The following is a 14,643-nucleotide window of genomic DNA, read 5'->3' as shown; positions in this document are numbered from 1 at the left end:
TATCGGACTATGGACCGTCCGGCACTGTGATCAGCCGGCTTTCTCGGCGTGAATTTTCTCGGCGCGCTGATATTGCCATTCACAAAACTGCTCCAAATAACGGTGGGTAAATCGCAGCCATCATGCGTTGACAATCCTCCTTCGCTCAGGTCTACTGGTCCACTTACCGGACCAGTAGACCTGAGCGGGGAGGGGAAAAGCAATGGACGTTCGAGCGATGCTCGAAGACGTTGCGGCGCTCGGTGGAGCGCCGAAGAAGTCGATGAAAGACTTCGTTGTCCAGAAGATTGCGACCTTCATTGCCACCGGCATTCTCAAGGTAGGCGATCCGTTGCCAAGCGAACGTGAACTCGCCTCCGCACTCTCGGTCAGCCGCGAGACAGTCCGTGGGGCGATCCTTATCCTTTCCACCCATGGGATTCTCTCGGTTGTGCACGGAACGCGCACGGTAGTGGCATCGGAGGACGTCGGCGAATTGGCCGTCCAGGCTGCGCGCTATCGCGACATCGCGGCCTACAGTCTCGACAATGTTCATGAGGCCCGGCTTCTTATCGAAGCGCAGGTCGTCAGGGCTGCCGCGCTCAAGATGGAGCCTTCAACTTTTGATTATCTCCGCAAGTCGATCGCAGCGCAGGAGGCCGCCTGTGACGATCCTGTGCGTTTTTTGATATGTGACCGGGAATTTCATACCGTTATCTACCGTTCCAGCGGCAACGCGGTGCTGGCTGATATGGCCGCCGACCTCTATTCCTATCTTCTGAGCCACCGAAGGCGCGTCGTATCGCAGCCCGGAACGATCACCACGAGCATCGCCGATCACCGGTTGATCCTCGCTGGTTTGGAGACGCGGGACCCGGATGCCGCATGCACGGCCTTCGCAATCCACGAAACCCGTATTTATACGACGACCAAGTTACTCTTCTCGTAGTTCGCAAGGAGGCGAAACACGATGCATATTCTCATTATCGGGGCGGGAGGAATGATCGGCCGGAAGCTCGCAGCCACGCTGGGGCGCAGCGGGTCACTCGGCGGCGATACAATCACGCGCATGACGCTCGTGGATATCGCGCCTCCGCCGATACCCGCCGGTGTCGTTGCGCCGGTGGAAGCGCTGGCTGCCGATATTTGCGAAAGCGGCGCAGCGGAAGCCCTGGCGGCTCGCCGGGCCGACGTGATCTTCCATCTCGCCGCGATCGTTTCCGGCGAAGCCGAGCGCAATTTCGACCTCGGCTACAAGGTCAATCTCGACGGCACGCGATTGCTGTTGGAAGCAATCCGCCGGGAAGGAAGCCGCCAAGCCTATGTTCCCCGGTTCGTATTCTCCTCGTCGATCGCGGTCTATGGCTCGCCGTTTCCCGATCCCATTCCCGATGATTACGTGCTCGCACCTCTGACCAGCTACGGAGTCCAGAAGGCGATTTCCGAGCTTCTGCTTGCCGACTATTCGCGGCGCGGCTTTATCGACGGCGTCGGAATCCGGTTGCCGACCATCGTGATCCGGCCGGGTGCGCCGAATGCCGCCGCATCGGGCTTCTTTTCCGGAATCCTGCGTGAACCGCTTTCAGGCCAGCGGGCTGTTCTTCCGGTCGAGGAAACGGTCAAGCACTGGCTGGCAAGCCCGCGTTCCGCCATCAAGTTCCTGATCCATGCGGCGACGCTCGACACCGCGGCGCTGGGTGTCCGGCGCACGCTCACCATGCCGGGCGTCGCCGCCACCGTTGCCGACCAGATTGCCGCCTTACGCCGTGCTGCCGGTCCCGAGGCGGCGGAGTTGATCGATCGTCGCCGCGACGAGGTCATTGAAGGGATCGTCGCCGGATGGCCGAAGTCCTTTACGCCCGAACGGGCGACGCAACTGGGTTTCGTCGCCGAAACCACGGTGGACGAGCTGATCGAGGTCTACCTCGCCGAAGACGCTCCGGGTGCGTCCAAATGAGGTTGAGCCGCCCCATAGGAGGAGAGTGCCGCCAGGGCACACCCGCATATGCGGGATTGCCCTGACAGAAGGACTTGAGAACATAAGGCCGCCGGCAAGAGATACGAAAGTACGAATACATAGCATGTAGCGCTCGATTTCTGGGAGGAGTGGGTATGGCAGGCGTTCAATTCGCGGATGTGCGGAAATCATTCGGGACATTTCCGGTCATCAAAGGCGTGGATATCGACATTGCCGACGGGGAGTTCGTGATCCTGGTCGGCCCGTCGGGTTGTGGAAAATCCACTCTTCTGCGGATGCTGGCGGGACTTGAGAATATTTCCGGCGGCGAGATCAAGATCGGCGGGCGCGTGGTCAACACGCTGCCGCCCAAGGACCGTGACATCGCCATGGTGTTCCAGAACTATGCGCTCTATCCGCATATGACGGTACAGGAGAACATGGGTTTCTCGCTGATGCTGAACAAGGCACCGAAGGCGGAAGCCGAGAAGCGGGTGAAATATGCCGCCGGCATCCTCGGTCTCGACAAATTGCTCGACCGTTATCCGCGCCAGCTTTCCGGCGGTCAGCGCCAGCGTGTCGCCATGGGGCGGGCGATCGTCCGCGATCCGGAAGTCTTTCTGTTCGACGAACCGCTATCCAACCTCGATGCGAAGCTGCGCGTCGCCATGCGCGCCGAAATCAAGGAACTGCACCAGCGGCTGAAAACGACGACGGTCTATGTCACCCACGACCAGATCGAGGCCATGACCATGGCCGACAAGATCGTCGTCATGCATGACGGCGTCGTCGAGCAGATCGGCACACCGCTCGAGCTCTACGACAAGCCGGCCAATCTCTTCGTTGGCGGGTTTATCGGCTCGCCGGCGATGAACATGATCAAGGGCAGGCTCGAACCCGAAAACCCGACAAGTTTCAGGGCATCCGACGGCACTGCGCTCCCGGTCGCCAATCCGCCAGCCGACGCCATCGGCCGCGACCTCGTCTACGGGCTGCGCCCGGAATACATTTTACTCGATGCCAACGGGTTGCCCGGCGAAATCGTGGTGATCGAGCCGACCGGCTACGAGACGCATCTTATCCTCAGGCTCGGCGGCAGCGACCTCAGCTGCGTCTTCCGCGAACGCGTCAGCGCGCGGCCGGGCGAAACCCTGCGCGTTTCTATCGACGCCGCGCATGTTCATCTCTTCGACACCGAAACCGGGCGGAGATTGACAGACTGAGGCCGGCCGGCGGCGGCGCGGGGCGGAGGAGCCCTCTCGTCACCCGCAGACAGGCACGCATCCCCTCTCAGGGATGCAAGGACCGTCGCTCACCAAGCGGGAAGTGAACGACGGGGAGTTCGCACCCGCTTTTTAATGAGGAGGAATCTCATGAGGATCAGAAGACGTGACTTTCTTGCCGCCTCGGCTGCCGTCGCCGGCGCCGCCGGCCTCGGCATTCGGCCGACCTTCGCGCAGGCTGAACCGACCTACACGCCGGAAAGCGGCGCCAGCCTGCGGCTGCTGCGCTGGACACCTTTCGTCAAGGGCGACGAGGAGGCATGGCTTGCCAACACCAAGAAATTCACCGAAGCGACCGGCGTCGAGGTGCGCATCGACAAGGAAAGCTGGGAAGATATACGCCCGAAGGCTGCCGTCGCGGCCAATGTCGGCTCCGGCCCGGACCTCATCATGTGCTGGTTCGACGACGCTCACCAGTATCCCGACAAGCTGGTCGACCTGACCGAACTCGCCAACTATCTCGGCAACAAATATGGCGGCTGGTACGACGGTGTGAAGGGCTATGCCGCGCGCGGCGATACCTTCATCGCCATGCCGCTGGCGGCAATCGGCAATGCGGTGGTCTATCGCGACACTCACGTGAAAGCAGCTGGCTTCAGCGAGTTCCCGAAGGACACGGCAGGCTTCCTCGAGCTTTGCAAGGCGATGAAAGCCAAGGGCACGCCGGCCGGCTTCCCGCACGGCAAGGCCGTCGGCGACGGCAACAACTACGCCCACTGGCTGCTTTGGAGCCATGGCGGCAAGATGGTCGACGAAGGCGGCAAGGTGACGATCAACAGCCCGGAAACGCTGGCGTCGATCAACTATGCCAAGGAACTCTATGCGACCTTCATTCCGGGCACGGAAAGCTGGCAGGACGTCAACAACAACCGCGCCTTCCTCGCCGGCCAGGTGTCGCTGATCGCCAACGGCGTCTCGGTCTATTACACGGCCAAGAACGACCCGAAGCTCGCCGAGATCGCCAAGGACATCCGCACGACGAATTTCCCGATCGGCCCGGTTGGCCAGAGCGTCGAGCTTTTCCAGACGAGCTCGCTGCTTCTCTTCAAGCATACGAAATATCCGGAAGCGGCGAAGGCCTACATCAAGTTCATGATGGAAGCCGACCAGATGAATGCCTGGATCCAGGGCTCAAGCGCCTATTGCTGCCAGCCGCTCAAGGCTTTCGCCAAGAACCCGATCTGGACATCCGATCCGATCCACGCGCCTTATGCACGTGCCTCGGAAAAGCTGCGTCCGAACGGCTATGCCGGCCCACTCGGTTATGCCTCGGCAGCGACCATGGCCGATTACGTTCTGGTCGACATGTATGCCGCCGCCGTCACCGGCCAGATGTCGCCCGAGGATGCGATGAAGGAAGCTGAACGGCGGGCCAACCGCTACTACCGCGTCTGAGCCGCGCTTCAAAGCAAGCGGCATGCCGGCTGCGGCATGCCGCAACGTCCTCTGAGAGTTCAAGTGCAATCTGGGAGATAAGCAATGTCGATGGTGAATCCGGAGGATAGACGCGGGCCGATCTCCTCGCTCCTGCAGAACAACAATGTTCTCGGCTTCCTGTTCATGCTGCCAGCGGCAGTGTTCCTCGTCTGCTTTCTGACCTATCCGCTGGGGCTCGGTGTCTGGCTCGGCTTCACCGATACGAGGATCGGCCGCGACGGCGTCTTCATCGGCCTGGAGAACTACCAGTTCCTGATGGACGACAGCGTCTTCTGGCTGTCGGTCTTCAACACCATTCTCTATACCTCCGTTGCCTCGGTGCTGAAATTCGCGCTCGGCCTCTGGCTGGCGATGCTGCTCAATCAGCACCTACCGTTCAAGTCCTTCTTCCGGGCGATCGTGCTGCTTCCCTGGGTCGTGCCGACGGTGCTTTCGGCGCTGGCCTTCTGGTGGATCTACGATTCCCAGTTTTCGATCATCTCCTGGTCGCTGATGCAGCTGGGGTTGATCAACGGACCGATCAATTTTCTCGGCGACCCCATCAATGCGCGCATATCCGTCATCGTCGCCAATGTCTGGCGCGGCATTCCCTTCGTGGCGATCTCGCTGCTTGCGGGGCTGCAGACGATTCCGGCGTCGCTGCAGGAGGCCGCCTCTCTCGACGGCGCCACGAGCTGGCAACGGTTCCGCTATGTGACGCTGCCGATGTTGACGCCGATCATTGCCGTTGTGATGACCTTCTCGGTTCTCTTCACCTTTACGGATTTCCAGCTCATCTACGTGCTGACCAAGGGTGGACCGGTCAACGCGACGCATCTGATGGCGACGCTATCGTTCCAGCGCGGCATTCCGGGCGGTCAGCTCGGTGAAGGTGCGGCCATCGCAGTCGCCATGGTGCCCTTCCTGCTCGGCGCCATCATGTTTAGCTTCTTCGGCTTGCAACGGCGCAAATGGCAACAGGGCGGCCAGGATTAGGGGAGAGTGACGATGTCGATAAACTCAAACGCCGCCGATCAGGTCGTGACCGACAATGCCGAAGGCATGAGCTATCTGAACCGCCTGCCGCGGCGGATCGTGATGCTCTACCTGCCGATGGCCGTCTTCGTCGTCGTGCTGCTCTTCCCGTTCTACTGGATGGCGATCACCGCGGTGAAGCCGAACGACCAGCTGACCGACTACAGCAACTACAGCCCCTTCTGGGTGGTAGGAGCGACGCTCGATCACGTCAAATACCTGTTCTTTGAGACATCCTATCCGGGCTGGCTGTGGAACACGATGCTGGTCGCGGTCTGCTCCACCTTCCTCTCGCTGGTGGCCTCAGTCTTCGGCGCCTATGCGATCGAGCGCGTCCGCTTTACAGGCTCCCGTTCGGTTGGCCTCGTCATCTTCCTCGCCTATCTCGTGCCGCCGTCGATCCTCTTCATCCCGCTTGCCTTCATCGTCTTCAAGCTCGGGATCTATGACTCGCGGCTAGCGCTGATCTTCACCTATCCGACCTTCCTCATTCCCTTCTGCACCTGGCTGCTGATGGGCTATTTCCGCTCGATCCCATTCGAGCTGGAGGAAAGCGCGCTGGTGGACGGCGCCAATAGATGGCAGATTCTCACCAAGATCATCCTGCCGCTCGCCGTACCCGGACTGATTTCGGCTGGCATCTTCGCCTTCACGCTGTCCTGGAACGAATTCATCTATGCGCTAACCTTCATCCAGTCGTCGGAAAACAAAACCATCCCGGTCGGCGTGCTGACCGAACTGGTGCGCGGCGACGTCTTCGAATGGGGGGCACTGATGGCGGGCGCATTGTTCGGCTCGCTCCCGGTGGTCATCCTCTACTCGTTCTTCGTGGACTACTACGTCTCATCGATGACCGGGGCAGTGAAGGAGTGACATGTACCGCGGACACGCCTTGCTTCCTCCAGCATGCGGCTGCTTGTTATCGCAGGAGGCGTGTCCGCCAATGGGACCAGTTGCCTGCCCATCATGTATCGAAACCTCGTCTTGGCGAGATCGAATAGTTGTAAATTGCCGCGTAGCTCGTCGATACGAGCAGCGGAAGTGCGATGGTCTTGAGTATTTCCGGTGTACCGGTCGCCGCATGGATTGCCGCGAGAATGCTGGCGGAGCCGAGACAAGCAATGAGAGGCGGCGCCCAAAATCGCGCAGATCCGACGAAGCGCTTCGAAAGCCAGTCGATCACAGATTTCAGGAACAGCGTCAGGCAGGCGGATATCGTCCCCTGCACAAGGCCGGCATAGAGCGGCAATGGCATGGCGTGCGCGAGATTGGCGAAAACCGCCCAGCTGCCCATTGCCAAAAAGGCGAAGAGAACATGGACAACACCACTGCGGAGAAGCCGGTGCAGCGCATTCGGCATCACAGCGACCACCCGTGGCGGACAAGATGGCGCAACAGGGTCAGAGCCTGTTCTTCATCGCGGCGCGCAATGTATCGTTGATCCGATCCTGCCAACCGGGGCCATCTTCCTGGAAAAGGGCAAGCACATCACTGTCGATCTTGAGCGAAACGAGCTCCTTGATATTCGGCAGCGCTGGCCGCTCAACAGCTTGTTCGGGCTTCTTCTTCGCGGGTTTGAACAACGCTTCGGCAGCATCCATTGGATTGACAGGTCTGCGGGGCGAGTTTGCCATCGGTATGACTTTCTATTGCCTGTCGGATCGACATATGAGCGGCATACGGGATCTCGGCTGCTTCGTCGACTATTTAGCTTGTTTTATCAGGACGATTTAGCCGACCTGCTCGACCGCCGGTCTGCTAGAGCCTTTCCGGCAGGTTCTGGATGCCAGACCTGCCGAGAATCTGACCATCAATCAGCTTTTTTGCGATACAGCAACTCATGAGCGCAGGAGATCCCTTCGTCCGCTCCGGTGTTTACGTGAGCGTCGATATATTCCAATGGACGGCACAGTTTTGGGCTTCTTCTGAAGAGCCTCTGATCGACGTTTTGACCTGCTGCAAGCGCTCAAATCTAGAGCATGATGCCGAAAAGTGCGAGCGGTTAGGTCATATCGAAGACTGCGGCATTATCCTGGACCTCGCGCAGCCCCTTGTACGAAGCATGGCGGAGATTGCCGTCATCCGTCCAGCCGCGAAACTCGATCTCAGCGATCAGCGTCGGCTGGACGAGGACGAGGCGCTTGCCATTCAGCGGAACGACCGGCCGGTTGGTCTTTAACCGGTCCAGCGTCTTTTTCAGGTATTCAGCATCCCTGGCACCGAAACCAGTTCCGACGGAGCCAACGTAAATCCAGTCGAGCCCTCGTCTGCCGGCCAGCAGTAGCCTGCCGATGCCGCCGCGGGCGGATGCGGACTGCTCATAACCGACGATCATGAAGCTCTCGCTCTGGACGCATTTGATCTTCAGCCAGTCGCCCGTACGGCCACTGCCGTAGGGCCGGTCGCGATGCTTGGCGATGATACCTTCCAGATGATGATGGCAGGCGTGCTCGAGGAGTTCTTCGGCCGGCAGCTCTATCTGCTCGGAGAGGCGGATCGTCTGATCGTCGCCGCCCGGTATCAGGTCTTCGAGCAGGTGTCGGCGTACGTCAAGCTCGGTGCCGGTCAGATCGTGTCCATCGAGATAGAGAAGGTCGAAGGCGACGAGGATCGACTCGGTCGATACTCGCTTGCCTCCCCGCCCGCCGAGCGAACGCTGCAGGGCACCAAAATCCGATCGGCCGTTATCATCGAGTACAACGGCCTCGCCGTCGAGAATGGCGGTCGTTACGCCAAGCTGTTTCGCTGCCGCGGCGATGGTGGGGAAGCGATGGGTCCAGTCATGGCCGCCACGGGTGATGACCCGCACGCCCTTCGGCTCAACGTGGATTGCCAATCGATAGCCATCCAGCTTCACCTCATAGAGCCAATCCGGCCCAATGGGCACAGTCGGCTTCAGCAGCGCGAGGCAGGGCTCGACGCGCGATGGCATTGGATCGAAGGGCAGGCTGGGCTGGTCAGGATCGCGTTTGCGGATCGGACGAGAATGCAGCGTTGAGTGAGACTCGTCGAGCAAGGGCAGTGGGCGGCGCGTGCGCTTCATGATTAAGTCTGACGCCTCCCCGAGCGGTTTTCCACTTCGACCGGCTTGCGCCGAGCACTCATGATTCTGATGACATTGCCCGGTGCCGGCCCTTGCTTTTCCCCAGCCTTGGACTTTGTCCTGCTCGGCTTTTTCATCTGCTTCTTCTTCGCTTCGATGGCAACAACGCGACTCAACCGAATCACACGGCGGATTGTTCCGAGTCGAAACGAATCTCAATTCAACGACTTAACGCGGAGATGCCTCCCGTATTCCGCGTCCCGAATTCGCTGCCGGATCTGGATCGGGTCGAGCAGTCGTCGGGTGCGGCCTCAGTGACATCGAACACACTCCTGCCCGGCATCGTCATTCTTCAGCGGGCGCTGTATTTCGCGTCGAGATCATCCATGGCCTTGACGTTGCCGGCAGAGCGGCCGTTCTCGTCGAAGGTCTGGGCAAGAAACGCGTCAGCGATCGACTTTGCAAGCTCCGTGCCGATGACGCGGGCTCCCATGGTGATGATCTGCGCATTGTTGGAAAGCGCGGCACGCTCGGCAGAATAGGTGTCGTGCGTCAGGGCGGCGCGGATGCCCGGAACCTTGTTGGCCGAGATGCAGACGCCGATGCCGGTGCCGCAAACGAGGATCGCCTTGTCGTAGGTGCCGTCGATGACGCCTGAGGCAACGCGGTCCGAGAGGTTGGCGTAGAAAGGATCGGCACCGGCGCTCGTGCGCGAGACTTCGTAGACGTCGAAGCGCTCTTTCAGATGGTCAGCCAGAATCTTGGCGAGGCCTTCGCCGGCGCTGTCTCCTGCAATGGCAAGTTTCATTGTCTTTCTCCTCAGAGTTTGGCGGCGCATTTGGCCAGGATGTCGAGGTAACCTTCGACATTCCAGGCCGAACGGCCGATGAAGAGCCCGTCGATATGCGGGCTCGAAATCAGTTCTTCGCAGTTCTGCGGGTTGACCGACCCACCATAAAGGCAGGGGATCTTCCGGCCCAGCACCGTTTCGGCAACGGCGATGATTTCAGACTGGCGGGCATCGGCATAATCCGCAGTCGCCGGAATGCCTTTCTCGCCGATCGCCCAGACCGGCTCGTAGGCGAGCAGGATTTCGGCGCTTTTCTGGGCGCCCGAAAGTTTCGAAAGCGCGCCGCGCACCTGGGTCGCGAGGATGTCGGCAGCCTTTCCGCTTTCGCGGTCGGAAAGCGTCTCGCCAATGCAGATCAGCGGAACGAGACCGTGGCGAACGGCCGCTTCAGTCTTCAGACCCACAGTCTCGTCGGTCTCACCAAAATGTTCGCGCCGTTCCGAATGACCGAGCTCGACGAGATCGAGATTGCAGTCCTTCAGCATTACCGGCGAGACTTCGCCGGTCCAGGCACCCTGGTCGGCCCAATGCATGTTCTGGGCGCCGACCTTCACCGAAGTTTTGGCAAGCATCGCCTTGACCTCGCGCACGGCGGTGAAAGACGGAATGACGAAGCGCTGGATACGCGGGTCGCGTGCGGCGTCGGCAGCTTCGAGACCGCGGGCGAAGTGTTCGGCTTCAGCAAGCGTCTTGTTCATCTTCCAGCTGGTGCCAATCCAGAAGCGCGGCTTTTCGGTCATGTCGGATCCTGCGTTGATGCGATGGTGAGCGTAATGCCGGCCTGCTCGAATTCTTCCAGGACAGCAGCATCCGGTGCGCTGTCGGTAATAATCGCGTCGAAGTCGGCCAGGTCCGCCATGACATGCAGGGCGGTGTGGCCGATGCGCTGATGGTTGACCAGAAGGCAGGTCCTGGTCGACGACGCGATCATCGCCCGTTTGGCGCGCACGACGTTATCGTCCATGTGATAGGCGCGCCCGCCGCTGACGGCGGGCGTTGAAATGAAGGCGATGTCGGCCCTCAGCCGCGACAGTGCCTCCTCGGTGACGACGCCGAGATAGGCGTTGAATTTCGCCGAATAGATACCGCCAAGCGCGATCAGCGCGATGCCGGCTTCGCCTTTCAACCGCTCCATGATCGCCGCGTTGTTGGTGATCAAGGTCAGCGGCCGCTTCTGCAGCAGCATTTCGCCGAGCACGGCCGCCATCGAGCCGTCATTTACCATCACCGTCATCCCCGGTTCGACCAGTTCCAGCGCGGTCTCAGCCATAGCCAGCTTGGCTTCGTTGCCCTGGCGTTCGCGAATGCGGAAGTCGCTTTCGAACTGCGTTCCGGCGTCAATGGTCGCGCCGCCGCGAACCTTGCGCAGGACGCCGGCCTGCTCGAGATCGTCGAGATCGCGATGGATCGTCATCTTTGACACAGTGAAGCGATCGGCAAGGTCGTCGAGATCGACGGTCTTGTTTTCGACGAGCAGGTTGACGATCAACTGCTGCCGCTCTTCCCGCCTCATCCCGGTCTCCACCCTCGCTTAATGTTAAGATAACGGAGTTTGCGTGATAATCAACATTTATTCTGTGATTTTGCCATCAAAATATTGTTGTGTTCCCGTAGCTACTTCAGCAGCGCCTGCGCGGTTCGCTCGTCGGTGATCAGCCCGAAAAGGCGGCGGCTATTCAAAATTGCCCGGATGGCCGGCACCTTCGACTGTCCGCCCGCCAGCGCCACGAGCCGCTCTTTCTTGGTCTTGGGAAAAGACGCAGAGAGCGTGCGTGCCGTCAGCGCGGTGTCGAGGATATGGCCGTCGGCGTCGAAAAAATGTCCGAGGATCTCGCCGACGCCGCCGGCAGTGGCAATGTCGTCGATTTCACCGGGTTCGACCATCCCGGACAAAACCAGCTGCGCCTCGGCATCGACAGTGCCCAGGCCGACGAGCTTCAGGTCGGCATTATTGGCAAGGTCGAAGACCTCCTTGACGGCCCGCTGCGCCTTCAGCACTTCGCGGTCCTCGCCGGTATTGGCGAAAAAGGGAACCGGCATGACATAGGCATGGGCGCCGGTCTTTTCGGCGATGCGATGCATCACGTCATAGGGATTGGCGCCGTAATTTCGTGTCAGCCCGCCAAGCAATGAGACGAAACGCAGGTTCTTCGCGCTCACCCTCGGCATATATTGGACGGCGGCGGAAAGCGTGCGGCCATGACCAAGGCCGATGACCGTATTGTCGCCGCGCTCGATCTCGCGCTTGAGATAGCCGGCGCCGGCATGGCCGAGTGCGCGCAGTGGCAAGCCTTCCTCGCCGAGATCGGGTGCGACCTCGCAATATTGAAGCCCGAACCGTTCCGATAGCCGCATCTCCAGCTCGACACACTCGACGATATCCCCGTCGATGGTGACTTTGACGACGCCATCGGCGACCGCTCTGGCGATGAGGCGATGGGCCTTTACCGACGGCACGCCGAGGCGGCGAGCAACATCGGACTGCGTCAGACCACCGGCATAGTGAAGCCAGGCAGCACGCACGGCAAGCGTATCATCGGCGTCCGTCATCACGGCTCCTTTTCGAAGGTCATGCGGCGATTCCGCCGTATCGCAGTGCTGCCTTTTAAAGATCTCCGCCTCAGATGTTCAAGTCAGCGACGCCGGTGTCGATATGCGGCGCCCAGAAGGCGACGCTTTCGGCAATCTGCGGGATGACCTGGCGATCGTTCGGCTCGCGTTCCTTGAAGGAAAGTTCCAGGCAGATTTCATTGTCCTTCGCCCCACCTTCGGCCAGCGCCTGGAGCAGAGCTGCCGGCTGTATGCGGCCCTTGGCGTTGAATTCGGCGATAAAGGGCCGGTGCCCGCCCTTGTCCATCAAGCTCTGTTTAATGTGGATGATCGGAGATACCGGCGGGACGGCGCGTGCCCAGGCATAGGGGTCGTAGTCGTCGGGATTGGCGGAGGTGATGTCGCCATGATCGATATCCGCCATCATCCACATCGGGATAGCCATCCCGGCGCCTGTCAGACGCTCCTGCAGCGACAGGCAAGCGCCGATCGTCTCGCCGAACTCGCGGCCGATGCTCATCGGCTCCCAGAACAAGTAGGAGAGGCCTGCGGCGCGCGCATGATCGGCGACATCGGCCCAACAATCGATGGCGATCTTGATCAGTTCCTCGCGTCTGGCCGGATCGTCGAAGTCCTCATAGGTGAAGATCGCAAATTGCGTGCCGACCGAATGGCCGCCGAGATCGGCGGTGATGTCGGCAAAGGTCTTGAACCAGTCGACGTAGTAGCGGCGCACATCGGCATCCGGATGTCCGAAATGGTTGAGGCGCCCATAGGGGCCGGTCATGCCCGAGGTGACCCGCACGCCGGTGCGATTCAGTGCAGCGCTCATCGTGCGCGTCAGGCGGCTGATCACGGGCGCCTGCCAGCTCGGATTGATGAACTCGTGGGTCAGTTGAAGGTCGCGGATCCGCAGGTCACGCGCAACCGTATCGATCAGATCGTCTGGGTCGGCGAAGCGGTTCACCAGCGGATTGGTATTGAGCGAAAGGGTCAGCGGCATGGCGGCATCCTTCAGGCGGCGGCAAGGCGGGTTGAAGCAAACCACTCGCCAAAGGCCGCGCGCTCCGCTTCGTTCAGATGGAGGTAGTGTTTGGTGCGGCGATAGAGGATGTCGTCCGCCGTTTCGGCCCATTCCGTGGCGACGAGATAGCGGGCCTCGGCCTCATAGAGCTGTCCGCCGAAATGCCGTCCGAGCCCTTCTATGCCCGTCGCACCGGCAACCACATTCCTGGCGCGGGCGCCATAGAGACGGCCGTAGTGATGCACGAGCTTGCGCGGCATCCAGGGATAAATATCGCGCAGGCTGTTGGCGAAGCTCTCGTAATCGGCATTCGGAATCTCGCCGCCCGGCAGCGGCGCTTTCTCAGTCCAGTCGCCTCCCATATTCGGGAAAATATGCTTGAGACGCTGCATGCCGCGTTCGGCAAGCTCGCGGAATGTGGTGATCTTGCCGCCGAAGACGTTGAGCAGCGGAGCGCCGCCTGTCTCGTCGAGATCGAAGACATAGTCGCGGGTAACGGCGGACGGGTTGCCCTTGCCATCGTCAAACAGCGGGCGCACGCCGGAGAAGCTGTGCAGCACGTCGTGGCGACGCAGCTTTTCCTTGAAGTAGCGATTGACCGCCTTGAGCAGATACTCGATCTCCGTCTCGTCGGCGGCGACATCCTCGGCCCGGCCTTCGTAGGCGATGTCGGTCGTCCCGATCAGCGCCTTGTCGCCCTCGTAGGGATTGATGAAAATGACGCGTTTGTCGTGGTTCTGCACCAGATAGGCATTGGCGCCTGCCCAGAACTTCGGCACGATGATGTGGCTGCCCTTGACGAGGCGGACATTGCGGCCGGAGTTCGAACCGGCGACGCGATTGATGATGTCCATCACCCAGGGGCCGGCGCAGTTCACCAGACATTTGGCACGGAAGGTTCGCATCTCGCCCGTGGCGTTGCTTTTCGTGACCACGGTCCAACCGCCATTCTCGCGACGGGCCGACACGGCCGGCGAGCGGGTGAGAACAAGAGCGCCGTTTTCCGCTGCGCTGACCGCGTTCAAGGTCACGAGGCGGGCGTCGTCGACCCAGCAATCGGAATATTCAAAGCCGCGTGTGTATTGATCGAGGATCGGCGTGCCTTCCGGGTCGCGGAGCAGGTTGAGCGTGCGGGTCCCGGGCAGCTTCTTGCGGCCGCCGAGATGATCATAGAGGAAGAGGCCGAGCCGCACGAGCCATGCTGGGCGATCCTCCGGGCTGTGCGGCAGGACGAAGCGCATCGGCCAGATGATATGCGGCGCGGCGTTGAGCAGCACTTCACGCTCGATCAGCGCCTCACGCACCAGGCGGAATTCGTAATATTCGAGGTAACGCAGGCCGCCATGCACCAGCTTGCCCGAGCGCGACGAGGTTCCCTGGGCTAGATCGTCCTTTTCGCAGAGCACGACCTTCAGGCCGCGGCCGGCAGCATCGCGTGCTATCCCCGCGCCGTTGATGCCTCCGCCGATGACGAAGAGATCCAGGAGTTCGGGTTCGGTCATGTCA

15 protein-coding genes and 1 pseudogene are annotated in these 14,643 nt (G+C 60.7%); 7 read left to right on the top strand and 9 right to left on the bottom strand.

The features are described 5' to 3' along the window. Positions 1–202 precede the first annotated feature (202 nt). The 6 genes from AC245Y_RS24815 to AC245Y_RS24790 all read left to right on the top strand — a co-directional run bounded on the left by AC245Y_RS24815 (position 203) and on the right by AC245Y_RS24790 (position 6,543). Positions 203–928, top strand: coding sequence for a FadR/GntR family transcriptional regulator (locus AC245Y_RS24815; protein WP_017996191.1), 726 nt, complete (start codon positions 203–205; stop codon positions 926–928). Positions 929–949: 21 nt separating this feature from the next. Next, positions 950–1,936, top strand: a complete 987-nt coding sequence (gene denD, locus AC245Y_RS24810; RefSeq protein ID WP_017996192.1) for a D-erythronate dehydrogenase — start codon at positions 950–952, stop codon at positions 1,934–1,936. A gap of 155 nt (positions 1,937–2,091) precedes the next feature. Then, positions 2,092–3,159 (top strand): ABC transporter ATP-binding protein, encoded by a 1,068-nt coding sequence (locus tag AC245Y_RS24805; protein WP_012755640.1) that lies wholly within the window; start codon positions 2,092–2,094, stop codon positions 3,157–3,159. Positions 3,160–3,309: 150 nt separating this feature from the next. Continuing rightward, positions 3,310–4,614 (top strand): ABC transporter substrate-binding protein, encoded by a 1,305-nt coding sequence (locus AC245Y_RS24800; protein WP_003562462.1) that lies wholly within the window; start codon positions 3,310–3,312, stop codon positions 4,612–4,614. Positions 4,615–4,698: 84 nt separating this feature from the next. Then, positions 4,699–5,631, top strand: a complete 933-nt coding sequence (locus AC245Y_RS24795; RefSeq protein ID WP_012755639.1) for a carbohydrate ABC transporter permease — start codon at positions 4,699–4,701, stop codon at positions 5,629–5,631. A 12-nt stretch (positions 5,632–5,643) separates the two neighbouring features. Beyond that, entirely contained in the window at positions 5,644–6,543 is a 900-nt protein-coding gene (locus AC245Y_RS24790) for a carbohydrate ABC transporter permease (protein ID WP_012755638.1), read from the top strand. Positions 6,544–6,634: 91 nt separating this feature from the next. Here AC245Y_RS24790 and AC245Y_RS24785 read toward each other — a convergent pair whose 3' ends face one another. Then, complete coding sequence (locus AC245Y_RS24785; RefSeq protein WP_032996876.1) at positions 6,635–7,030, bottom strand: hypothetical protein; 396 nt, start codon at positions 7,028–7,030, stop codon at positions 6,635–6,637. Between the two features lie 40 nt (positions 7,031–7,070). Further along, positions 7,071–7,304: a BrnA antitoxin family protein gene (locus AC245Y_RS24780; RefSeq protein ID WP_012755636.1), complete on the bottom strand. Its 234-nt coding sequence runs from the start codon at positions 7,302–7,304 to the stop codon at positions 7,071–7,073. Positions 7,305–7,504: 200 nt separating this feature from the next. On the opposite strand from AC245Y_RS24780, the pseudogene AC245Y_RS24775 reads away from it, so the two are divergent. Continuing rightward, positions 7,505–7,610, top strand: a pseudogene (locus tag AC245Y_RS24775) (YciI family protein); the annotation flags it as partial. 62 nt (positions 7,611–7,672) lie between these two features. Here AC245Y_RS24775 and ligD read toward each other — a convergent pair. From ligD to AC245Y_RS24740, 7 genes are all read right to left on the bottom strand, one after another. Further along, complete coding sequence (ligD, locus tag AC245Y_RS24770) at positions 7,673–8,713, bottom strand: non-homologous end-joining DNA ligase (protein ID WP_017996194.1); 1,041 nt, start codon at positions 8,711–8,713, stop codon at positions 7,673–7,675. Positions 8,714–9,065: 352 nt separating this feature from the next. Next, positions 9,066–9,521 (bottom strand): D-erythrulose-4-phosphate isomerase, encoded by a 456-nt coding sequence (gene derI / locus AC245Y_RS24765; RefSeq protein ID WP_017996196.1) that lies wholly within the window; start codon positions 9,519–9,521, stop codon positions 9,066–9,068. 11 nt (positions 9,522–9,532) lie between these two features. Continuing rightward, positions 9,533–10,303, bottom strand: a complete 771-nt coding sequence (locus AC245Y_RS24760; protein ID WP_017996197.1) for a triose-phosphate isomerase — start codon at positions 10,301–10,303, stop codon at positions 9,533–9,535. Beyond that, entirely contained in the window at positions 10,300–11,076 is a 777-nt protein-coding gene (locus AC245Y_RS24755; protein ID WP_017996198.1) for a DeoR/GlpR family DNA-binding transcription regulator, read from the bottom strand. The genes AC245Y_RS24760 and AC245Y_RS24755 overlap by 4 nt, the downstream gene beginning before the upstream one ends. A gap of 101 nt (positions 11,077–11,177) precedes the next feature. Then, positions 11,178–12,113 carry a sugar-binding transcriptional regulator gene (locus tag AC245Y_RS24750; protein ID WP_017996199.1) on the bottom strand — a complete coding sequence of 312 codons (936 nt, stop codon included), beginning with the start codon at positions 12,111–12,113 and terminating at the stop codon, positions 11,178–11,180. A 70-nt stretch (positions 12,114–12,183) separates the two neighbouring features. After that, positions 12,184–13,116, bottom strand: a complete 933-nt coding sequence (locus AC245Y_RS24745; RefSeq protein ID WP_017996200.1) for a sugar phosphate isomerase/epimerase family protein — start codon at positions 13,114–13,116, stop codon at positions 12,184–12,186. A gap of 11 nt (positions 13,117–13,127) precedes the next feature. Next, the gene (locus tag AC245Y_RS24740; RefSeq protein ID WP_012755630.1) at positions 13,128–14,639 is read right to left on the bottom strand and encodes a glycerol-3-phosphate dehydrogenase; all 1,512 of its coding nucleotides are present in this window, start codon (positions 14,637–14,639) and stop codon (positions 13,128–13,130) included. Between the last annotated feature and the right edge of the window lie 4 nt (positions 14,640–14,643).

This window comes from Rhizobium sp. SRDI943, assembly GCF_057653695.1.
This window is presented reverse-complemented; position numbering and strand designations above follow the sequence as displayed.